The 20,933-nt window shown below is 39.5% G+C and carries 25 protein-coding genes; 13 read left to right on the forward strand and 12 right to left on the reverse strand.

Features of this window, described 5'->3' with window-relative positions:
* Nucleotides 1-26: 26 nt before the first annotated feature.
* Nucleotides 27-788 carry a uroporphyrinogen-III C-methyltransferase gene (gene cobA, locus B3H30_RS06895; protein WP_070567494.1) on the forward strand — a complete coding sequence of 254 codons (762 nt, stop codon included), beginning with the start codon at nucleotides 27-29 and terminating at the stop codon, nucleotides 786-788.
* A gap of 169 nt (nucleotides 789-957) precedes the next feature.
* Here the strand turns inward: cobA and B3H30_RS06900 are convergent, their stop codons facing one another.
* Together B3H30_RS06900 and B3H30_RS06905 are read right to left on the reverse strand one after the other, a co-directional pair.
* Nucleotides 958-1,707, reverse strand: coding sequence for a DeoR/GlpR family DNA-binding transcription regulator (locus tag B3H30_RS06900; RefSeq protein ID WP_070567496.1), 750 nt, complete (start codon nucleotides 1,705-1,707; stop codon nucleotides 958-960).
* 4 nt (nucleotides 1,708-1,711) lie between these two features.
* The gene (locus B3H30_RS06905; RefSeq protein WP_070567498.1) at nucleotides 1,712-2,881 is read right to left on the reverse strand and encodes an MFS transporter; all 1,170 of its coding nucleotides are present in this window, start codon (nucleotides 2,879-2,881) and stop codon (nucleotides 1,712-1,714) included.
* Nucleotides 2,882-2,956: 75 nt separating this feature from the next.
* Here B3H30_RS06905 and B3H30_RS06910 point away from each other — a divergent pair, with 75 nt between their 5' ends.
* Nucleotides 2,957-3,346: a VOC family protein gene (locus B3H30_RS06910; protein ID WP_070567500.1), complete on the forward strand. Its 390-nt coding sequence runs from the start codon at nucleotides 2,957-2,959 to the stop codon at nucleotides 3,344-3,346.
* Between the two features lie 96 nt (nucleotides 3,347-3,442).
* Here B3H30_RS06910 and B3H30_RS06915 read toward each other — a convergent pair whose 3' ends face one another.
* The 3 genes from B3H30_RS06915 to B3H30_RS06925 form a co-directional block, all read right to left on the reverse strand.
* Nucleotides 3,443-4,042, reverse strand: coding sequence for a hypothetical protein (locus tag B3H30_RS06915; protein ID WP_070567502.1), 600 nt, complete (start codon nucleotides 4,040-4,042; stop codon nucleotides 3,443-3,445).
* A gap of 55 nt (nucleotides 4,043-4,097) precedes the next feature.
* The gene (locus B3H30_RS06920) at nucleotides 4,098-4,349 is read right to left on the reverse strand and encodes a hypothetical protein (protein ID WP_070567504.1); all 252 of its coding nucleotides are present in this window, start codon (nucleotides 4,347-4,349) and stop codon (nucleotides 4,098-4,100) included.
* 260 nt (nucleotides 4,350-4,609) lie between these two features.
* Complete coding sequence (locus B3H30_RS06925) at nucleotides 4,610-4,999, reverse strand: DoxX family protein (protein WP_070567506.1); 390 nt, start codon at nucleotides 4,997-4,999, stop codon at nucleotides 4,610-4,612.
* A gap of 105 nt (nucleotides 5,000-5,104) precedes the next feature.
* Between B3H30_RS06925 and B3H30_RS06930 the strand changes: the two genes are divergently transcribed.
* The gene (locus B3H30_RS06930) at nucleotides 5,105-6,106 is read left to right on the forward strand and encodes an energy transducer TonB (RefSeq protein ID WP_070567508.1); all 1,002 of its coding nucleotides are present in this window, start codon (nucleotides 5,105-5,107) and stop codon (nucleotides 6,104-6,106) included.
* Between the two features lie 6 nt (nucleotides 6,107-6,112).
* On the opposite strand, the gene B3H30_RS06935 is transcribed toward B3H30_RS06930, so the two are convergent.
* Nucleotides 6,113-7,477, reverse strand: a complete 1,365-nt coding sequence (locus tag B3H30_RS06935) for a hypothetical protein (RefSeq protein ID WP_070567511.1) — start codon at nucleotides 7,475-7,477, stop codon at nucleotides 6,113-6,115.
* A gap of 258 nt (nucleotides 7,478-7,735) precedes the next feature.
* On the opposite strand from B3H30_RS06935, the gene B3H30_RS06940 reads away from it, so the two are divergent.
* From B3H30_RS06940 to B3H30_RS06950, 3 genes are all read left to right on the forward strand, one after another.
* Entirely contained in the window at nucleotides 7,736-8,446 is a 711-nt protein-coding gene (locus B3H30_RS06940) for a DUF6454 family protein (RefSeq protein WP_070567514.1), read from the forward strand.
* Nucleotides 8,447-8,508: 62 nt separating this feature from the next.
* Nucleotides 8,509-8,685: a hypothetical protein gene (locus B3H30_RS06945; protein ID WP_157698392.1), complete on the forward strand. Its 177-nt coding sequence runs from the start codon at nucleotides 8,509-8,511 to the stop codon at nucleotides 8,683-8,685.
* Between the two features lie 215 nt (nucleotides 8,686-8,900).
* Complete coding sequence (locus B3H30_RS06950) at nucleotides 8,901-9,512, forward strand: DUF1269 domain-containing protein (protein WP_070567516.1); 612 nt, start codon at nucleotides 8,901-8,903, stop codon at nucleotides 9,510-9,512.
* Between the two features lie 218 nt (nucleotides 9,513-9,730).
* On the opposite strand, the gene B3H30_RS06955 is transcribed toward B3H30_RS06950, so the two are convergent.
* Nucleotides 9,731-10,165, reverse strand: a complete 435-nt coding sequence (locus B3H30_RS06955; RefSeq protein ID WP_070567518.1) for a helix-turn-helix domain-containing protein — start codon at nucleotides 10,163-10,165, stop codon at nucleotides 9,731-9,733.
* A 208-nt stretch (nucleotides 10,166-10,373) separates the two neighbouring features.
* Here B3H30_RS06955 and B3H30_RS06960 point away from each other — a divergent pair, with 208 nt between their 5' ends.
* The 5 genes from B3H30_RS06960 (at nucleotide 10,374) to B3H30_RS06980 (ending at nucleotide 13,967) form a co-directional block, all read left to right on the forward strand.
* Nucleotides 10,374-11,099 carry a TonB-dependent siderophore receptor gene (locus B3H30_RS06960; RefSeq protein WP_280176861.1) on the forward strand — a complete coding sequence of 242 codons (726 nt, stop codon included), beginning with the start codon at nucleotides 10,374-10,376 and terminating at the stop codon, nucleotides 11,097-11,099.
* A gap of 2 nt (nucleotides 11,100-11,101) precedes the next feature.
* On the forward strand, nucleotides 11,102-12,265 hold the full coding sequence (locus B3H30_RS06965) for a PepSY-associated TM helix domain-containing protein (RefSeq protein WP_070567522.1): 1,164 nt from the start codon (nucleotides 11,102-11,104) through the stop codon (nucleotides 12,263-12,265).
* Between the two features lie 319 nt (nucleotides 12,266-12,584).
* Nucleotides 12,585-12,788: a type II toxin-antitoxin system Y4mF family antitoxin gene (locus B3H30_RS06970; protein ID WP_070567525.1), complete on the forward strand. Its 204-nt coding sequence runs from the start codon at nucleotides 12,585-12,587 to the stop codon at nucleotides 12,786-12,788.
* Nucleotides 12,788-13,123, forward strand: coding sequence for a HipA N-terminal domain-containing protein (locus B3H30_RS06975; RefSeq protein WP_070567527.1), 336 nt, complete (start codon nucleotides 12,788-12,790; stop codon nucleotides 13,121-13,123). Before B3H30_RS06970 ends, B3H30_RS06975 begins: the two co-directional genes overlap by 1 nt.
* Nucleotides 13,116-13,967 carry a HipA domain-containing protein gene (locus B3H30_RS06980; RefSeq protein ID WP_083296020.1) on the forward strand — a complete coding sequence of 284 codons (852 nt, stop codon included), beginning with the start codon at nucleotides 13,116-13,118 and terminating at the stop codon, nucleotides 13,965-13,967. The genes B3H30_RS06975 and B3H30_RS06980 overlap by 8 nt, the downstream gene beginning before the upstream one ends.
* Here the strand turns inward: B3H30_RS06980 and B3H30_RS06985 are convergent.
* From B3H30_RS06985 to B3H30_RS07000, 4 genes are read right to left on the reverse strand one after another with little or no spacing between them, the layout of a single operon-like run.
* On the reverse strand, nucleotides 13,964-14,512 hold the full coding sequence (locus B3H30_RS06985) for a 3-hydroxyacyl-CoA dehydrogenase NAD-binding domain-containing protein (protein WP_070567529.1): 549 nt from the start codon (nucleotides 14,510-14,512) through the stop codon (nucleotides 13,964-13,966). The two genes, B3H30_RS06980 and B3H30_RS06985, sit on opposite strands and share 4 nt — an antisense overlap.
* Entirely contained in the window at nucleotides 14,487-15,623 is a 1,137-nt protein-coding gene (locus tag B3H30_RS06990) for a catalase family protein (RefSeq protein WP_112373457.1), read from the reverse strand. The genes B3H30_RS06985 and B3H30_RS06990 overlap by 26 nt, the downstream gene beginning before the upstream one ends.
* 17 nt (nucleotides 15,624-15,640) lie before the next feature.
* Complete coding sequence (locus B3H30_RS06995) at nucleotides 15,641-16,996, reverse strand: Dyp-type peroxidase (RefSeq protein WP_070567533.1); 1,356 nt, start codon at nucleotides 16,994-16,996, stop codon at nucleotides 15,641-15,643.
* A 20-nt stretch (nucleotides 16,997-17,016) separates the two neighbouring features.
* The gene (locus tag B3H30_RS07000) at nucleotides 17,017-17,574 is read right to left on the reverse strand and encodes a hypothetical protein (RefSeq protein ID WP_070567536.1); all 558 of its coding nucleotides are present in this window, start codon (nucleotides 17,572-17,574) and stop codon (nucleotides 17,017-17,019) included.
* An 836-nt stretch (nucleotides 17,575-18,410) separates the two neighbouring features.
* Between B3H30_RS07000 and B3H30_RS07005 the strand changes: the two genes are divergently transcribed.
* Both B3H30_RS07005 and B3H30_RS07010 read left to right on the forward strand, forming a co-directional pair.
* The gene (locus B3H30_RS07005) at nucleotides 18,411-18,833 is read left to right on the forward strand and encodes a hypothetical protein (protein ID WP_286833773.1); all 423 of its coding nucleotides are present in this window, start codon (nucleotides 18,411-18,413) and stop codon (nucleotides 18,831-18,833) included.
* A gap of 49 nt (nucleotides 18,834-18,882) precedes the next feature.
* Nucleotides 18,883-20,193, forward strand: a complete 1,311-nt coding sequence (locus B3H30_RS07010) for a hypothetical protein (protein ID WP_201639562.1) — start codon at nucleotides 18,883-18,885, stop codon at nucleotides 20,191-20,193.
* A 58-nt stretch (nucleotides 20,194-20,251) separates the two neighbouring features.
* Here the strand turns inward: B3H30_RS07010 and B3H30_RS07015 are convergent, their stop codons facing one another.
* A complete protein-coding gene (locus tag B3H30_RS07015) occupies nucleotides 20,252-20,788 on the reverse strand; it encodes a hypothetical protein (RefSeq protein WP_201639563.1) in 537 nt (178 codons plus the stop codon).
* Between the last annotated feature and the right edge of the window lie 145 nt (nucleotides 20,789-20,933).

A 20,933-nucleotide genomic window follows, 5' to 3' on the forward strand; every position in this document is an offset into this window, starting at 1 on the left:
AATTCAACAACAAAAACAACAATAACATGGAAAAATTAAGCACAACATCGTTATTTATTGTAGGATCTGGCCCTGGAGACCCCGAATTACTCACCCTGAAAGCATATAAAGCAATAGAAAATGCACAAGTGATCTTATATGACAACTTAATTAATAAAGAAATCCTTCAAATAGCAGATAAAAACTGTTTAAAACACTATGTCGGCAAGCATCCTTACGGAAAATACGTGCCCCAGGAAGAAATCAATAGGCTCATCCTTCACTATTGCGAAAGATACGAAAGAGTGGTACGGCTTAAAGGTGGCGATCCCTATCTTTTTGGGCGCGGCTTTGAAGAATGGCTTACCGTACAAAACAGATCAATTAACATGACCTACATTCCGGGCATCAGCAGCATGCAAGGCGCCGGCCTCAATGATATTCCGCTGACACATCGTGGTGTAAGTGAAGGCGTATGGGCATTAACAGGTATGAAAAAGGACGGATCCCTATCTGCCGATCTGGCCCTGGCAGTTCAGAGCAGATCTACTGTAGTCATCTATATGGGAATGCGTAAGCTCGATGAAATAGCACGCACCTATGTTTTGCACAGCAAAGGAGAAACAGCCGCAGCAATTATACAACATGCGAGCTTGCCGCAACAAAGACAGGTGCGTTGCAAAGTCAAGGATCTCGTCAGAATAAGCAAGGAGCATCAGATAGGGCATCCTGCTATCATTATCATCGGCGACGTAGTGGATCTGCAGCAAACATTGACAGTTGCTGCCGAACAGCGGCGCATTATTTAGGATCGATTATAGCGTTACTTGAAATATAAGTAAAGCCTATTATTATCCACTTTATTGCCGGACTAAAACAGACAAAGGTCATCAATACCTGCGAAGACTTTAATATTATTATTATTTGGAAGCTTTATATCATCTACCAAATCTCGTCAGATTTGTCGCTGTCAATTGGCTAGACAATCTGCAGGTCCATATTTCTAAAGAGATTCAATTCGGAATCATTTGAGTCCAGGTCGGTGATCAATGCCGTGAGCGAATCTATTGGACACACCCTAAACAGTTCACCTTGATATAGCTTATTCTGGCTGGCTAAGGCTATTGTTTTCTTTGCACATTGAACCATCATCTTTTTGGTTTCTCCATCTGCAGCTGACGCCGCCGAAACACCGAGCTCAGGATCTACAGCACAAGTTCCCATGATAAAGATATCGGCATTATACTTAGCAACTTCCATACAGGTTGTGATGCCTGAAGTTACAGCCAGATCGGGTTCAAAATGACCACCCAAAAAAATAAGTTCCACATTTTTGAACTTCTCGAGCAGTGGCACGATGGAAAAATTATTTGTAACCATCCGAACCCGGATATCCAATGGCATAGCATTCACTACGGCCCGCGTCGTGGTGCCACCATCCACAAAAAGAGTCATGCCATCTTTCAGAAACGGCTGTACTTTTAATGCGATAATATCTTTTTCTTTGGTCAGAAACGATTGCCTATCCTGGAAAGTCAGTGGATCTTTTTCTCGCAGTATAGCACCGCCCCTGGTCTTGGAAAGCAAGCCGTTCCGATAGAGAAGGTCTATATCGCGGCGGATGGTATCTTCCGATACCGCCAACAACACCGCCAGCTCTTCAAATTTCACCTTCCTCCGGACCGCTAATTCGCGGAGGATTATCTCAAAACGTTCTTCTTTTAACATGCGATTACTTCCTGATTTTATAGATAAGAGCTACCACTAGAAAAAGCAAAGCTATTGTTTCGAAAGCAATGATCAAAGAAAAATGCTGCGCAATAGCCCCCAAAAGCGCGGGGCCCGCCAGCTGACCGGCATAACCCATTGTTGAGATAACCGGAATGGCTACCGTCGGCGAAAGTCCTTCAATCCGTCCACCCTCGCTAAAAAATACAGGTACAATATTGGCGGCTCCCAGTCCCAAAAGGACAAATCCAATGAGCGTTAGCGATAACCAAGGACTACACACTACGATCAAAATGCCCAACGAAGCCAACAAGCTACCACCTATCACCACAACCTTACTATTCAGTTTACTTACTAATCGGTCTCCCTGCAATCTCATGACCGCCATCGCAACGGAGAATGCCGCATATCCAATTCCCGTAAACTCAGGAGATACTCCTTTGTGATCCCGCAAGAAAATAGCACTCCAGTCCAACATCGCTCCCTCAGACAAAAAGGCAATGAAACACATCAGCCCAAGTATCAGCACACTCCACCTAAACCATTGAAATCCCTTTTTTGAAACCTGAGTTTCATCAATAGGAGAAAACTGGACAATGATTTCTTTTTCCCTTTGATAGCTCAGCAACTTTCGATATTGTAAGATCAGTAGCAGTATTAATAGAATAGCTATGGTAACTGCTGCATAAATAGGAATTAACCCCATCTTTATCAGAAAACCCAAGCCGATCGATCCAAATAGCCCTCCAACACTGAACAGTCCATGTAAAGATGACATTATCGGTTTACCTATTGCATTTTGAACCTGCACACCATGTGCATTCATGGCCACATCTATACCACCTATACTGCAGCCAAATATAAAAAGAACACAGGCCATCAAATAGCTATTGGTTACCATCAACAGTACAGGGAGCACTACGGCAGCTATCAAACCTGAAATCAAAATCACTTGTCTGCTCCCAACTTTCCCGATGAAAAACCCGGAAAGCGGCATCGTTAATAGCGCGCCACCTCCCAAGCACAGCAGTAAAAGCCCCAGTTCTCCGTCATTCAGACCAAGACGGTCCTTGGCAAAAGGTACCATCGGTGCCCAGCTTGATAACGCGAGGCCACATACCAAAAACATGACCTGTGTCGCTACCTTAGCCTTTAATATCGATTCGTTCAACATATCTGATAATTTTTATATTGCAATATTGTGCAAATTTGCATAATATTGCAATATAATTAAACAAAAAGATTTGACATGCGAATAGAACACCTCGCCCTATGGGTCGATGATCTTGAGAAAACACGTGCTTTTTATGCCAAATACTTTGGTACTGTAAGCGGAGAAAAGTACCATAACCCGAAGAAGGGGTTTTCATCCTACTTCCTTAAATTCCGCGAATCCGGCGCACGTTTGGAGATTATGAATCGTATTGATATTACTACTGCCGCGGCGGATAGGAGCCTCAACAAAGGCTATACCCATCTGGCCATTAGCGTCGGTGGAAAGGATGCTGTCGATAATCTGACCGAGCAATTACGGTCGGATGGTTATATCGTCGAAAGCGAGCCGCGTACTACGGGGGATGGTTATTATGAAAGTGTCGTGCTTGATCCGGAGGGAAATCCGATAGAAATTGTAGCTTAAATAGTTCAAAAAAGTAAAGCATCCCGGACACTATCAGGATGCTTTACCTTATTCTGCATGAAAAGTAAGCCTAAAAGGCTCTAATAAGGGCTTCCATTAGGATTTTCTTATGACAGGATCGATCCAGTAATAGTCATGGTTGGTATGAGCGAAAAACTCCATCGGCGTAACATGGCAATCAATGGTATCACTGAGCCCGTCGTCGGTATAAGTGACCACATCTTCGGATGGCATCACCATCCCGCTCATAATGGCTCCATAGTCCAAGCAGTGAAGATCAGATATCAGTACATTAACTGTGTGGGCCAGCGTCCATTTTTCCATTTCTTCCTTGCTAACACGTTTCACACGCTCGGCCAAAAACCGGGCTTCCTCCAGCTCTTTTTCGACACTGTCCGGAAAAAAAAGCAACAGGAAGGCTTCATACTTATCAAATTCTTTATTTCGGATTGCTTCATTTCGCAGAAACAGCTTCTCGCCCATCTGTCCGTACTGATCGGCATATTTTTTCAGTTCCATTTCGGCTAGTTCCTTATCCGACCATTGCTGCAATTCTGAAAGTGCATGGACCTCGGTACCATGGCCATCACACTGATTGAGATACGCCCAAATATCGCCCTGTACGACTTTGGGCTTCCTGTGCTCCAGCACATTGTATCCTTGCGCTACCCATGCTTCTATTTGTTCCCTTCTCATCTTAAGCTGTTTTTTAAAAATAAACAACAGCGCAGCTGCAATGGTTTTCTTTTTTCTATTTGAGATTTCTGGCTTTCAGTTCCGCATCCACCGCTTTTTCATTCTTTCCAAAATATTTAAAGAACAAAATGGCCAATATCAATGGGAAAATTGTAGGCCAGGTTAAACCGGCTACGAATATACTGTAGGCAGCGATCCCCAAACAAAAGCCAATAATTGATGCATTGATTATTTTCGTGGGTTTAGCTTTCTTTTTGAGAACCAACAACTCTTCATTGCTCAGTTCATTTAATTTCTTTTCTTCCATCTGGTCTGTACTTTTATAGGTTAGTTATTTTATATGTTTGATGCGAATATAATTATTTAAATGAGCAATAAAAAAACACAAAAGGTTGGAAATTAGCAAAAGAATAGCGCAAAAAAATAAAAAAGGTCGGATGAAAATGGAACACCCGACCTTTTAACTAAGTTACTCCTTACATGGATACCTATAGGACAACAGCCGCAGACATATGGTTTGTTTTTTACAATTTTGTATCAACTTCTGTTCAACCAGTCTTCACCCAATCAGCTCTTGCATGTACTTTTCAAAGCCCATGCAACCAATATAGGCTGAAAAAATAAACGGGCAAGCCGCTTTCCATCCGTATCCAATCCAAAGCCGTCGCGATGGTCTTTATATTGAGCAATATTTCCGGGAAACACAGCTGCAAAAAACGCTGCTGCGATTTTTCCAACGTTCGATCGATGTTTAGCAGGTGCGAAAATCAGTGTAGCACCCAAAGCAATTTCCGCAATACCGGAATATACAACAGTATCATCTTTGGAGATCGGAACCCAGTCCGGCACCTGAGCCTGAAATTCCTTGCGGGCGAAGGACAGATGTCCAATACCGGCTACCACCAAAAAGGTACCTAGACCAACTCGTGCAATCTTCTGCATAGGTGAATTATTCATAATCTTTTACTTAGAGGACATCATTCCACTCGAAATAGTTTGTCCAACGCTGCGGATTATTTCACCTAAAAAATATATATTTGATTAAATAAAATTAACCATATCATGCACTATTATCCCTTAAATATACACAAATACATTATTTTCCTCCTTTTTACGTCCCTTGTGATTCATGCAAAAGCACAAGAAACAATTGTCACTTATATAAAGAAAAATCGTGGTATTACTGCTATAAAAGATTCAGCCGCTTACACAAACATTATTCGTTTAACAGCAAATGAATTGGGGCTTTACGAGGTAAACGATTACTATCCAAATGGCAATTTAAAAAGACATGGCTGGACAAAAGTAGCTGACCCACGAAGATTATATCTGGAAGGCATTATTGAAAGTTATTACAACAATGGCAACCTAGCGGTATCAGCCGGATATAAAGACAATAAACTGAGCGATACTGTAAAAAGATACCACGAAAATGGTCTTTTAAGAGAAATTAGATTTTTCTCCAGTTCTGAAGCCAGTCCCAACGAATTTCTTTTTCAGGACCAGCATAGCCGACTAATCTATTATGCTGATTCAACAGGCCGAAAGCAGGTCGAAAATGGAAATGGCACGTTCGAATTTAAAAACAATATAAATACTGAAAAAGGTGTATATGTTGATGGATTACGTCAAGGACATTGGGAAGGTACTTTAAAAAAAGGAAAGATCAAGTTTGAAGAATGGTATGAAAAAGGTGTGTTAAGCAAGGGAACCAGCACAGATAGTATGGGCAATGTGCATCCCTATACACGTCGAGATGTCCAACCGGAATACCCTGGCGGGATAAAAAACCTTATGATCTTTATTGCCCAGAATTATAAATATCCCAAAGAAGCTTTAAATGCAAAAGTATCAGGACAACTTCTCATCAGTTTTGTCATTGAAAAAAATGGTCTGGCGAATGAATTTGAAGTGATTAATGACCTCGGGTATGGAACAGCAGCAAATGGTATAGCAGTACTGAAGAAAGCCGAAAAATGGGCTCCGGGTTATCAATACGGTATGCCTGTACGTGTGCAGTTTACCATTCCAATCCGTTTACATACAGGTCCCGCTCCAAATTAGCCCTGATCATAATCGTCTGGACTGCATCTGCTTCAATACGGCCTTCATTTTTTCCTGATAGAGCTTATTTGACTTCGATAATTTCACAGCTCTCTGTTGTTCTTCTTCTGCCTGCGCATAAAAGCCAACCCGATACAACAATAAAGCCATCGTATAACGGAATGCTGGCACATCAGGTTTGAGATCTATTGTTTTCTTTTGCCAACGGATCGCATCAAATATAACCGAAGGATCATTTCTCTCAAAGGCCAAGATCTGTTTAGCACCATAATTCAAATTATTTGCCAGGTCATCCTGATAATATTTACGTCCTTTACCAACCAACGATTTGAACTCCGCATTTTGTGCACTGTCCAACACAAGTTGATTTCCTGAAAAATTGATCTTTCGATCTTGCGCAAAATCCATTCGAGACAAGGAATCGGGGTCCACCTTATAAAATGATTGTTCATAATAATTCCTTGCCATCCGGACGTAAGACAGACTATCTTTCATTAGCCTTTTATACTCCAAGGGATAATAACCTTGGGAATTGGAAGCGCGCAAATAATTAGATGTCCATGTCGTATAGGCAAAATAACCAACGTTTTGAGCTAATGAAAAGTTTCTCTTGTCAAGCGATTCGCGAAATGTCCGCTGAATAATTCTATTGTTTATTTTTTTACGAACGGGCAATGGCAACGAGGAATACAGACTATCCACCATTTTACTATTGGTACGTGCCAATAAATAAGATTTACTATTATATACAGGGCCACAGCTCAATAAAAAAACAACCGTCTCAAAATTATTCAATTGCTCTATCGTCAGCTGTGCTATATAGTCACTCAACAGTTGCTGGTCTGTATATTGATCAAATGTCTGATTATAGCGGAGTATTTTGTTCAGCAAGGACTGCTGACGGATCCCCTTTCGATATTCTGCTATAAGCTTACCGAGAGTTTCAGCTTTTGCAAGCGTATTTGCCGAGTCTATGAGTCTTTCCAGCTCATCTCCCCCATCAACCGCCTTGTCTATTCGTAAAATAGGAATCCCATCTTTATCAGTAACAAGGTACATCGGTTTGTTCAAATAGAAAGCCCGTTGCAACGGATGGTCAAATTCATCCCGATCCACCTGAACAATTCCCGACACAAACTGCGTACTGAGGATATCTTTTGCTTTTTTTGAAACAGAGCCTCTAAAAGGAATAAACTGATCGTCCCGTTGATGAACCACCAAGAACATCGGCTTATTTTCCTTTGCTGCGCGCTCCAGCAGCTGTAAATAATCTTCTTTTTGCGGAAATGTCTGCTGCTGTGCTATTGCAGGGTAAACAAACACCCAACACAAAAATATGAATACAGCAGATTGGAACTTGAAATGATTCATTATCTATGAAAATTAACTAGCAATAACTTATGATATAATTTATAGAACTGGATAAAAGTTTCAATTCTTCTATTCAAGAGACATCGAATTGGGAGGCCAAGCGAACAATTAAATAGCAAAAATGAATGTATAAAGCTAATAAAATACAGGCAAAAAACCACAACGAATTTAACTCTATATATAAAAAATTAATAAAAAAAGAAAGCTCTGCAATAGCAGTTCCCGTAAGCCACTAGACAAATACCGATAAAAAAAGCTTTGATAGCTAAACAGCGGCCGATCTACGAAGAGCAGGCCGTCGGCCTGGGAACGGGCTATCTCATGAAATTTAATTTTAAAGGAGAGCTTATTGCTCAACTTCGTTTAGGAAAAGATAGCGTTTATCATCCCGGGGGGATAGATTTTGATGGTCAATATATTTGGATCCCAGTCTGTGAATATCGTCCCCACGGCAGGTCGCTGATTTACAGAATAGATCCGACTACCATGGAAGCGAAGGTTGAATTTACGGTAGACGATGCCATTGGAGCCCTTGTTTGCGATCGAGATCGACATGAACTCGTTGGTTTCAATTGGGATGCTATGCAGTTTTATACGTGGAAACAACAATTGCTCGATCGTGGTAAATGGCATTTAAAATCAATCTCTAACAATAATCAGCATTTTATTCATTTTCAGGATGGACAATATGTGGGTCAAGGTTTGATGATTTGCTCCGGGGTCAACAGTTTTTTGAAAGATCCCCACGCAAAGGAGCGCATCGTAATCGGGGGCATTCAATTAATGGATATTCATACCTATCAGAGCACCTATACCCTGCCAATCCACTTAAGAAGTAAAACAGGTCGCATTATGACAAGTAATCCTTTTTACACCGATGTCGTTGACGGAAAGGTCTGCCTGTACTTTGTGCCCGATGATGATCAATCCACACTTTACATGTATGAGATAACTAATTCCAAATCATGAATTGCTCTGGGAGTCGCTATGGCTGAAATTGATATCAGACAAATACAAAAGAAATTAATTCGATGGTACACAAATTTGGTACTAAAACATTTATCAATAGTCTCTGGAATGTCGATAAACTGGTTTTGAATGATCCAGCTGAATTTGGCAAAGTGCATCAGAACGGGGCAAATATAGTCCAAGCAGATTATCCTGAATTATTACTCAGACACCTTCGTTTACATAAACTTCACCAATAGATTACAATTTATCCGGAAGTCTATCGTCCATACTAAAAATAAAAAACCACCCTTATTATGACTTTCGTTCCGTGAGGCAATAGCTGCTCAGATCAGCTCGTTTTATTACGAATAAATAACCCCCGAGTCATATTATTATTTTATTTGACCAACTCAAAAAAAATAATTTAAATTTATTACAACACAAAAATGTTCATTACAAAATTCAAATCCATATGGAAAATATTTTGATTTATATCGTTGATTCGACAGAGAAATCAATCGCGGTAAACCACACATTAGCCGATCTCGACCGCAATAGTGACATTCGTATTTATGAGTCTATAACCATCCGAAAAACAGATCAGGGTGGTTTTGACGTACTGAAAGACGCGACAGAAGAGGGCGGCTGGAAAACACTCGGCGGAGGTGCCATCGGTGCATTGATCGGTATTGTGGGCGGTCCACTAGGTTTATTGCTGGGCGGACTTACCGGAACATTTATCGGGGCGACGATGGATACCGAAGAATTTGTTGTGTCGACCGATTTTATTGATCAGGTCAATAATAGCTTGCAAGTGGGGGAAATAGCAGTGATTACTGTTGTTGACGAAACAAGCCCAGATTTCGTGGATACAGCTTTGCAACCCTTGGAAGGACGATCCTTCCGGACGAGTGTTGATGAGGCCTATGATCATTATCAGGAACGCGTAGAAAAGGCGGCTTCCGAAGAACACGCAGCGGAAAAAGCCAAACGGGAAGCCAAGAAAGCCGAACGGAAAGAAAAACGTGCGGAACTCCGCGAGAGTGTCAAGAAAAAGATTTCAGACTGGTGGGACAAACTTTAATTTAAGCATCTTTAACTTCAAGCAGCTTCGGCTAACGATAAGGGCTGCTTGGAGTTTGGGAAAAATCGCCAAAACTCCACCCCTAGCAAAACGGCGTTTGAAGTAAGCGACAAAAAGACAAAAAACGCAAGGATCGTAGTGAACAGGCGAATAAATAAACCGCTTGATACAGATACTCAAAAGGACAGGACCAACTCACAGGGTGGTAAACAGAAGATTTAGACTTTTGAAGAACGTTGCACTACTTTTGGTTTTACCCCGAAATGCTTCTTAAAACTTGCTGAGAAATGCGCAGGATTGTTATAGCCTAAAAAGCGTGAAATTTCATTTATAGGCCGGTCTCCTTGTGTAAGTAAGCTCCTAGCTTTTTGCATTCTCACCTTGGTCAAATGCCCATAAATGGTTGTACCATAGCAGAGCTTGAAATATTTCTTTAAATAGTTTTCATTCGTTCCTAATTCAGCAGACAATTGCGATAAAGATGGCGGATCGGTCAAACTATTTTCTACTATTCTTTTTGCTTCCGCCATCAGTTTTTTCATTTCCGTACTAAGGCTATTATCCGTTCGAGACACCGTATTACCAAGTTTATGCTGGTCAAATGTTCGCGCCAATAACTCCATGAGTTTACCAAAACAAAATAAGGATTCCATTCCTGATCAAGCTCCGAATTGAGCAACTCGGTTATAATCCTTTTCTGCTGTACACTGATCAAAGCCGAATTGTCAAACAGGATGCCCGATCGCGACGATTCTAAAAGCATATGAAGTTTGGCCAGAAAAGGGCTTTCCTGCGTCAAAAATGACTCGAATAAGGAGACCGGAATATTGACTTCAACAAAACTTTCTGCAGGATGTTATACTGCCGCGCTTTGGAGCAGTTTACACCATCAACCCACAGATCAATCTATATGGAACTTACGTAAAAGGCTATAATCCGCAGACAGCTTCGGCACTGGCAAACCCTAATGCCGGAGGTCCATTTGATCCACTCGAAAATGACATGACCGAATTTGGATTAAAAACAGCCTGGTTGGACGGAAAACTCCAGGCAAGTACAGCTATCTATCAGATCAATCAGAAGAATACGCTTTACCCCGCCCCCACTGCCGACAATGCAGATTTAATGGAACAAATCGGAAAAGAAAGATCGAAAGGGATAGAGTTTGATATTCAGGGTCAAATTCTCCCGCACTGGAGCGTTATTGCCTCCTATGCCTACAATGATGCAAAGATTACCGAAGGTGGAAATAATGAAGAACTGAACAGACAAAAACCAAATGCGCCTCAAAATACGGCAAACATCTGGACCAGATTCTCCATTCCTTCCGGAAAAGCAAAAGGCTTGGGAATCGGCGTCGGGGCCAATTATGTGGATAAGCGAAACCTTTCCCTTAACCAGAACCAGACCATCCCATCCTACAGTTTACTGAACGCAGCATTATATTATACCATTGGAAAAGTACAATTGCAGGCCAACTTTAATAATATCACCAATAAAACCCATTGGGTAGGTGGTTACGATTATATCCGTCTATTTCCAGGTGCACTACGTAATTTACTATTTACACTAGGCTATACCTTTTAAGCATGACTTTAAAAAAGATGATCTTGTTTTTACACCGCTGGATCGGATTATTGTCCGGTCTGGTGGTTTTTATCGTAAGCATTACAGGCGCTATTTATGTATTTGAAAAGGAACTATTTGCCCTATTTCATCCAAGTTATGTAACGGTAACGGCACAGAAAGGCAAGAAAATACTTCCCCTTTCCGTCTTAAAGGCAAATGCGCAGCGTGTCACCGATCATACCATTACCATTATCCGTGTTCCTGCTACAGATGATCAACGACAAGTTCATCTATTTGAAGCACTTAAGCGCCGTCCAAAGAACGATGTCGGGGGTGTATTTGTAAATAAAGAAATCATCTATTGGGACCGTATTTTCGTAGATCCCTACAGCGGCCGCGTTTTAGGAAAAATAGACGTTGAGACAAACTTCTTCTGGATTGTAAGGCAGATCCACCAATTCCTTTATCTCCGGCGCGACGTAGGGAGCGCAATCGTAGGGAGCAGCGTCCTGCTGTTTATCATTACACTAATTTCGGGGCTTTTCCTTTGGTGGCCAAAAAATCGGAAGGTAGCTGTAAAGCGGTTAAAAATAGATTTCAGCGCGAAGTGGAAACGTCTCAACTATGATCTTCATCAAGTACTTGGCTTTTATGCATTTTTGTTCGCGATTGTCATCGCATCAACCGGTTTGGTTTGGTCCTTCAAGTGGTGGGAAACTAGCATCTACTGGCTTATGGACGGTAAGCGGCCCAATACGAAAATAGAAGAACCAAAAATTCAAGGCAGCCCAGTGACAGAATCACGTGTAGCACTTTTAGACCTGATATGGTCTGACGTTCTGAAAAAGGACAGTACACATCAGGGCGTTTTGATCAATTTGGTTCCCGAAACTACTCAAGCTAATGTAAATATCTATACGAAAGGAAATACCTGGTGGTCGGCCTCCGATGCCTATGCCTATGATCTTCGGAATGGGAGTGCATACTACAAACGCCTACAAAATGATAAAACACTGGGCATGAAATGGCGAAACTCCAATTACGATATTCATGTCGGAAAAATAGCCGGGTCTACAGGCATGTGGATCGCTTTTGTAACAAGTTTAATCTGTGCCTCTCTGCCGGTAACAGGTTTCTACATTTGGTACGGTAGAAAATTTAAAAAGAAAAAATCACGCTTATAGCACACAGGTTTACAGCCCTCTGGGCAAATAGTTAACGTTCTGCTGTTCAAAAAATTATTTATATTTTACGTCGACTTCATCATAAACTTTTTTCTCAAAATATCCCGCTTATGCTTCACACGATATAACCGCTTGAAACAGAAGTTCCGTCTAAATAACACGACTACCCTTAAAGAATTTCTAAGAAGACTACTGCAAACAACAGAAAGAAGTTTTTTCACCCCGAACGGGTATAAAGTATGTAAAAAATATAAAAATTATACCCGATACAGTATAATTTAAGAATATTTACTATATTTATATCAGATAGGGTATAATTATGGATTCATTACGCGTGTTTGTAAAACAGAAACGAAAAGAATTAAAGCTAACACAGGAAGATTTAGCTGCGAATGCTGGAGTCGGCTTAAGGTTTGTGCGTGACCTCGAGCAGGGAAAAAAAACATTACGTTTAGACAAAATAAATGACATATTGGCGTTATTCGGTAAAGAAGTTGGTGTAATTGATCAAATTAAAGAGTGATGGCACGCGAAGCAAAAATATACTTTCATGATGACTTGGCAGGATATCTCATTGAGACAGATCATGGTTATTCATTTAGTTATGATAAGAATTATCTAAAAAAAACTGATCCACAACCTATCAGTCTAACTTTACCGATTTCCGAAAACACGTATTATAGCAATATATTATTTCCGTTCTTTGATGGATTAATTCCTGAAGGATGGTTATTGGAAATCGGTGAAAAGCATTGGAAAATCAATCCCAGAGATCGTTTTGCGCTGTTGATAAACCTATGTCGAGACACTATAGGAGCAGTTTCTGTTTATCCGATGGAGGCGGAAAACGATGGCTAATTGTTTGTTTTGCTATAAACCAGTTGAAACAGGAGACTATCATACAGCATGTTCAAGAGTGTTTTTTGGAACAACTCAAGTTCCCTATTTGGAGTTGGACCAGGAAAAATTGAAAAAATTAGGCGAAGTTACTGTAGCTGAGCGATTGGCAATAACTGGCGTACAGCCAAAAATATCACTCAGTCTAAATGGAGAAAAGGGCAGTAAGCGACTTACCTTAGTTGGTCTTTCGGGAGATTATATCCTGAAACCTCAATCAAAAGAATATCTACTCATGCCAGAAGTAGAAGATCTAACGATGCACCTCGCAGCGTTATTTAAGATAGAAACAGCAAAACACGCATTAATACGAACTTCCACAGGAGAACTGGCCTACATTACAAAACGATTTGACCGTAAGAAGGGCAAAAAAATCCACGTTGAAGATTTATGTCAATTATCGCAGCTTATGACCGAGCAAAAATACAATAGCTCCTATGAACGCGTAGGAAAAATCATCAAGCAATTTGCTTCCAACACCGGATTAGATGCAATCAAATATTTTAGGCTCGTACTGTTTAGCTTTTTAACTGGAAATAACGACATGCATCTCAAGAATTTTTCACTCATGCATACGAATCATGGTGTTTTATTATCTCCAGCATATGATCTCATCAATGTTAACTTAATCTATCCAAAAGATAAGGAAGATATGGCTCTCACATTGGGTGGTCGTAAACGAAAAATAAAACGTTCAGATTTTAACCAGCTTGCGCAAAGTTTGGGAATTCCTGAACTGGTCAGAGACAATATATATTCCTTATTCACGACAATAGGCACCATACCGATATCTTTAGAAAACTAAATAATTTCTTTCTTGATATTTTCATCCGTTTTAGGATGTGCCATGATTTCAGCTGTATTGCGCAACCATATTTGATTGGCAAAATGTAGATTCAAAAACTGTTGTGGCCTACCCGTACTATCTGCAAATTGACTCGGCAATAAGGTAGAAGAATTACTTGCAAAAATCGTTTTGTCAGCAGCCAATTGCGCTGCCTGTTTGTAAAAATCCTTTTTTATTTGGATTTCTTCTGGAATAGCTTCAATAAGCAAATCGGCATCTTTAAGCGCTTCCTCCAGATTACTCGTATAGCTCAAATGCTCCTTTGCCGCTGCTATTTGCGCATCGGTAGCTTGAATATCGATACGATAATTTTTTGCTAAATCATCAAATTTTGATTTTGCTCTATTTACAATCTCCGCATTGATGTCATAAACGGTAACATCAAAACCGTGAAAAGCAGTCTGAAAAGCGATTTGATAACCCAAAACACCACTACCCGCTACGGTGATTTTTTTATTGAATTCATTTGTACGACAATTAAAGTTTATAAAAATTAGGGTCAAAGGCTTCTTGCAAATTCGTTGGCTCTCTTCTTTTTTTATGATTAAGATCGTGCCTTGCCGTGGAAGAAGTGACGTATGCCGATTGCCTTGCTCTTTGCAAATTGCCTATAGGCGCATTTTCTTCCAACGTGCGGAATGGTGTAAAAGATAAATTTTCCATCACATCAAAATTGCCATCTACAGGAACCTGTTGTTTCGGAATTCTAATTTTTGCAACCGTTTGAAAAGGCGATAATTCCTGCGACCATTCTTCGGTCAGATCATTAATCGGCATCTTTTTTAGGTCTTTGCACAACTGAATTTGCAATTCAAAAGTCAAATCGTTTTTCGCAATTTCTTTGATAATCCCCTTGCGGTAAGGCCAATCGGCACTATCTATATCAATATCTTTTTCGGTAATAAGATTTTGAGTTTCGACAGTAGGTGCAATTCGAATTTTCGCCATATAATCGCCATGACGAACAGCACCCATACTGTAAAATTCATACAAAAAACTGTTTATAGAAGGGATTTTTTCAAATGTTTTTAAAGCGCCCAATTCCTTTAATGCTTCAAAATTTGGGAAAGCTTTTTTGTTTTCAGTCACCCATAAAGTGGCAAATTCCAACTTACCCAAAGCACCTCTTTCAAAGAAATCGTTTAGCTGTAAAAATAACTTCGAAATAAACACATAATGTGCTGCCGTGTTGCAGAAAAACACTGGATTATTAATCAAATTATAATCAACATTAGGTGAATCTTCCTCACCCGGAGCTAATTTTTTACCTTTAATACCAAAAATTTTCAACGCAAAACCCTGTGCATTTCCGCTTAATTTATCGGGCAACACACGAGATGATCCGTTCGAAAACCGCACGACAGCTTCGTATTTTCCAGCTTGCTTATAAATGCCTTGAGCCAGTTCTTCGGGTAGATTGGTTAAAATTTCAACCTCTGCTTTTAGTGCGGCATAGCCATTGGCATGCGCATCACGCGTATGGTGTGCTATTTTACTAATCTCAGGCGTATTTCTGATATAATCTTGAATATCTTTATTAATCTTAGCTATATATTTGTCAAAATTCGCAGGAATTTCTTCTAAATCATAGCTGTATTTTACATTTTCGCTCATGCTTACATTTTTAGCTGTTACAATTCACTGATCCATTTTAGAGCGGAAATACTCGGAATAAAACAATATTCACCACCTTTTACTAAGTTGAACGTTTGCAAACCACGGTATCTTTTCACCAATGGATCGGCAGGCATCGTAAACAATCCCTCTTTATCCTGAACGCCAATCATTGGGTCTTTTTCGGTTCCCAAATTCTGAGAATTCCCATCATTTGCCCATTGTTTTTGCAAAAATTCAAGCGTTCCCATCGCATCAGCACTGATACCCATGAAATATTGACCCCGCTCTTTGCCATCATCCTTGGTAACTTCTGGTGGAACAATGTCCCCAAAAGTCACACTACGTCGAATAATGCGGTGCAGACGCTCATCTTCCAACACAAATGATTTGGAATCTCTAGGATTCATTCTTCGGATATGCGAACTGAAAGGACATTTTTTACCATCTTCATCCCCTTTGAAAGAGAAATGATTGTTCTTGTTCATATCCTCACCAAGCTCTTTATCGTCTTTATCCGCCGACAAAACCAGCGGAGCACCACTTCGCCAACGTCCCACCATTTTCGCAGCCAAAAGTTCGCCCTCTTCGGCAGAATTGGTATTTTCTTGAATGTATTTATTGAAATCGGCAACTTGACTTTGGTATTTTCTAAAAATCATAAACGAGCTGTTCTTGCCCAAAACATCGGGTTGCGGATACGGTTTCGTAATGTCGCCTTCGCCAGGGTAGCCCAAGACAAATTCGCCAGCTTTCAAGGGTCTATCAAAACCTGGAGGAACATCAATACCACTGCCTTCAATTTCGGGATTGCTGATGCCATCGCGGAATCCAAAGACATTTTTCACTTCTTCGGTCGCCCCAAAATCGTGACTAATTAAAACCTGAACGCCAGAACTATCGTGTAATTTGGATTTAAACTCTTCAAATTTTGCCTTCCAATCGGTTTTGTTATTGGCAATAATAGCTGCCGCAATATGGATGTTGGCATTTTTGAAATCCCTCTCCCAATTTTTAGGATCATTAACCCCGATATCATTTAAAAAACCAGCCCTTTTAGCCATTCCTTCCTTGAAAGATTCAGGAAAAGAATCCAAAGAATCTTTGGGAAGGCCAATTTTCTCCAATCCTTTATAGGTGAAGGTAATAGAAACCGAAGAGCCGTCATTTTGATCCCAATTTTCTGCTGAATTCACCAAAGGAATTAGGTTTTTCAACGTCTGTTTTGCGTTAGTCGCATCTTTAATCTCCAAAAGAGCCACTGTACCGTAATAAGGAATTGGTCTGCTTCGGAGTACCAAAGCCTGAATTTCTTCTAATGCTATATTGACTTTATCCCTATTGAAAATTCTTTTTAAGAAATCTATTGCCATAATGAATCTATTTAGTAGGGTTATTTTTCAATTTTGTTCGCGTCGTCAATAGCTTTATTTAGACCAGTGATGATTTTGTCGTTTCTGCGAATATCATTCACCGTTAAGTGCGGAACCCCCACATACCAACCTGTAGCCGTGATTTGTTTGCTTAAAATAAAATCTTTAATCGTAGGATCTTTGATACCCGGCCAGCCTTCGATATTCCCAAAAATAATGTCCATCAACTGTGGAATTTTTGTAGCGAAGTCGTTGATATAAGCATCCCAATCGCCGTCATAAGCGGTACAGAAAAGAATTTTTTTATCATCATCGAACAATACAATTCTCAAATCGTGAAGCGTACCTACTTTGGTTGCTCCTTTCAGGTTTCCGTTGGCAATTTCCATGATTTTACGCAGGTTGTCTGCACCTCCTGGTTTCAAATCTGCCATAGCGGTAAGCTCTGAAACACGACCCGAACGCAATCCTTTTCTACCTGCCGAAGTGGTAGAATGATCGTAACCATCTTCAATTCCTTCGGATAAATTTGCTTTAATAAGCTCTGCTGTAAGTTTTAAATTATCAAATAGTGACATAATATGAGTGTTTTTAATTTATAAATTCATTCTTGCTGATTGATTTGAAATGACACGAATAGATTTCTCATTTCAGCTTAGGATGCTTTTAAATTCTATACATTAACAATAAGAAAACACATATATAATGTAGTTGATCTTGTTTTTGTACATATCTAATTTCATATATTATAGACCTTAGTAGCATTAAAACAACGTAGTTAAGAAATTGTTTTTTGTGATTAAAATATATCTACATATGTGACTTAATACAAAGCGCTTTGTCCTTTTATTTTGTAGTCATGTAGTCACGTGTTTTTTAAAACTTTTCAATTACAATGAAAAATCGGAGAAAATACTCAACAAACAATTCACCTCATTAGCTCCTCTTATTGCATACTCAAGGTTTAGTTGACTATCATGCCTAAAATAAGGCTCAATATAAAATAAAAGTACACAAATGATATATTCAATGATTAATAATAAAAACCCAAACGATACAATTCGCACACCTCTTTTCATATTTTGTTAAGCTAGTCTACTATAAATTACTTTCATACTTGTTCCTCTCTCAGAAATCATACTCACATTAAATGATCCAGAATTAAAGAATGAAGTGTTTTTTTTGGCCTTTTTTTTACTGAAGCAAATATATAACTTTATTTACTTGGAAATAAAAATTGTAACCATTACTGAAGATCTAGCTCAATTCACCAACAAATAATTATATTCTCCATAGTTGATAATATAATATACCAGTTGGCGATCCTAACCGCTTCAGCAGATTGGACGATTGATATGGCAAAATTAGCGATAAGCACATGAATAACTTCGACAGAAACGGAAACGAGTACAAAATGAAACCCCAATTAGGAACCTATGTTCCTTTGGTTGCTATATTTTCTATTATGACCCTAGTTGGGTTCATCAAAATGCCGGAATCCCCTTTCAAATGGTGGATGCTGGGAGTTGTCGTAATCTTGATGATTTCCCTGCTTAGAGCCTATTTTATCATTGACATGGACAGAAGGGAAATGCGCGTCCGCAAGGGACTTTTAGGCAAAGAGGTGACTGTTCCGCTGGAAAGCCTACAGGGATTTACAATCCATAAACTCAAGCAGTACGGCCTCATCACCGTGAGCGTATCGCTTCACGCCCGTTATCGAAATGAAGATGGTAAAGAAAAAAAGGTGCAGCTCGCACAGCACTATTTTACAAAACCGATACAGCGGATATGTAATGAGATCGACGAAATCATCGCTGAAGAGAATAATCGGTGATCCGCTTATCCATAATCCTTAAGCCTGTTGAAACGACACTCTTTCGATTATGCCCGATTTAAGAATCCTAAAACGACATTTTCTACATGTACTGAAACGCGGAACAGGTGAAGCATATCTGATTGTAAAAGAGCATCCTGAAATTGACTTTTCAAATCAAATTATACAAGGCGCATTAAACATTTTCGCCTATGACGGACAGTCTGAAGGTGACCGGGCAACTTATATTTTTGAGATTATTTCTATTTCAAAACAAAAAGACAAAATCCGTAAAGCCGTTTTGCAGGGCTTGGCAAAAGAACAGGATGACACCTGGAATCTGACACATTTGTTTGCCCTGGCAAAACTTTACGCGCAGCAAAATGACACCGAGGCAAAACAAGCTATTTATGACCGGTTTTTAAACAATCCGATCGTCGGCGCTGATTGGGTCGGCGCTCATGAAACACTAGAACTTGATGGACTAAACGGCTTATTTTACGTAGCCGAGAAATTTGGAAAACACATTGAACAACACCCTGACGATTGGCAAGACGATGGCATCATTCGGCATTTTCAAGCAGAAAACCAAAGCATACAGGTTGCTGAAGAACTTAAAAAGAAAGCCCAAACCAATAAGTTCATTCGATTTTACCTTGACAACATACAGCGAACAGAAATAAACCAGAAAACACAGCGGACAAAACCCCAAAAATACAAAGACATCATTGATGAAGTGTTAAATAGCAAAGCCCGGATTTCTTTTGCAAGAATGAGAAAGCTAACAGAAGAAGAGATAAACACCATTGCAAAGCATCTTTTGAAAGAAACGGACCAGGGAAATATTGAACGCCTTTTGGATATTTTTGACTTTCACAAATTTCCTTATGATAGCCAAATCATTTTAGACTTTGCTAAACAAAAGGGAACAGGCAAAAACAGCATAGCTAAAAATGCCCTTAATGCACTAAAACATCTAAAAAGCAAAGCCATTAGAGACTTTGCTCTCGAGAAAATACAAACAGCCAAAAATCCGATTGACTATTTAGAATTGCTGATTTCTAATTACAGACGTGGCGACTCGAAGCTACTGACCGAAATCGCCGAAAAGGCAAAAAATGAACACGAAATTGAGCGATTGGCAGGGATATACACAGCTATTTTCAAAAAAAACAACACCAAATCCTGTAAAAATTCCCTTGAAATTCTGTATAGCAAAATGAATTGTGCACTCCACAGAAAAGATATCATAGAAGTTCTGCTGCATAACAACGTTCTCTCCGATACTATAGAAAAAGAACTTCTCTATGACTGCAACCCGGAAACAAGGATGATAGCTCTTCGCGATAGGGCGCTGCATCCTAGTGAGCGGAATTTCTGATTAAATTCTCCAGCACCTTATTGTTCAAAGCCGTGAAATACCTAAATATTATTATCTTTTATTTCAAAAACAATTCATTTGGCTCAACAAGGCTATAAATCCCTATATAATCATCAAACTGCAAAAATTTATTATTGATAAAGCAATAGTAACTTATAGACATCAGCTGTGATTTAGCATATCCATCTTTAAGTCTCCAACTACTATTTTCCTTGATGAAGTATTCAAGTAGAAAATCTTCTAAACTATGACTTTTATAGTAATTAGCTACTTTTGAATCCAATAAAAAGCAATCAGCGCTACTTAAAATACGCGTATCATCTACCTCTATCTCTTGGTTCAAAGCTAAATCCAAAAATTTTTCATAAGACCATTTTTTCGGATTTTCACGATGAATTTCCCACAGAGCGGGTTCGTTTAGCACAGTGACCTTGTCGTTTTTGCATCGAACAAAAAAATCAAAATCAAATCTTGAAGGTGTCGTTCTGTCATCATGAGCTATTTCATGAATTATCCTTGAATCAATGCGTTGTCTATTCTTATTTCTGGCACAAGAGCATAAAAATAGGAGAGCTATAAGTATATATTTTAACATATTTAGTCAGACCATTCCCGATCAGTAGCAGCTATTTTCCTATCGCTAGTTTACTATTATCTGATTAATTTCTTGTTGTTCTTCAACAATCTCCGGATCAATCTGGATAACAGTGTCAATAGTGTAACTGCAATAAACTACTTTA

The organism is Sphingobacterium sp. UBA7038 (genome assembly GCF_002494055.1).
Classification (GTDB): Bacteria; Bacteroidota; Bacteroidia; order Sphingobacteriales; family Sphingobacteriaceae; genus Sphingobacterium; species Sphingobacterium multivorum.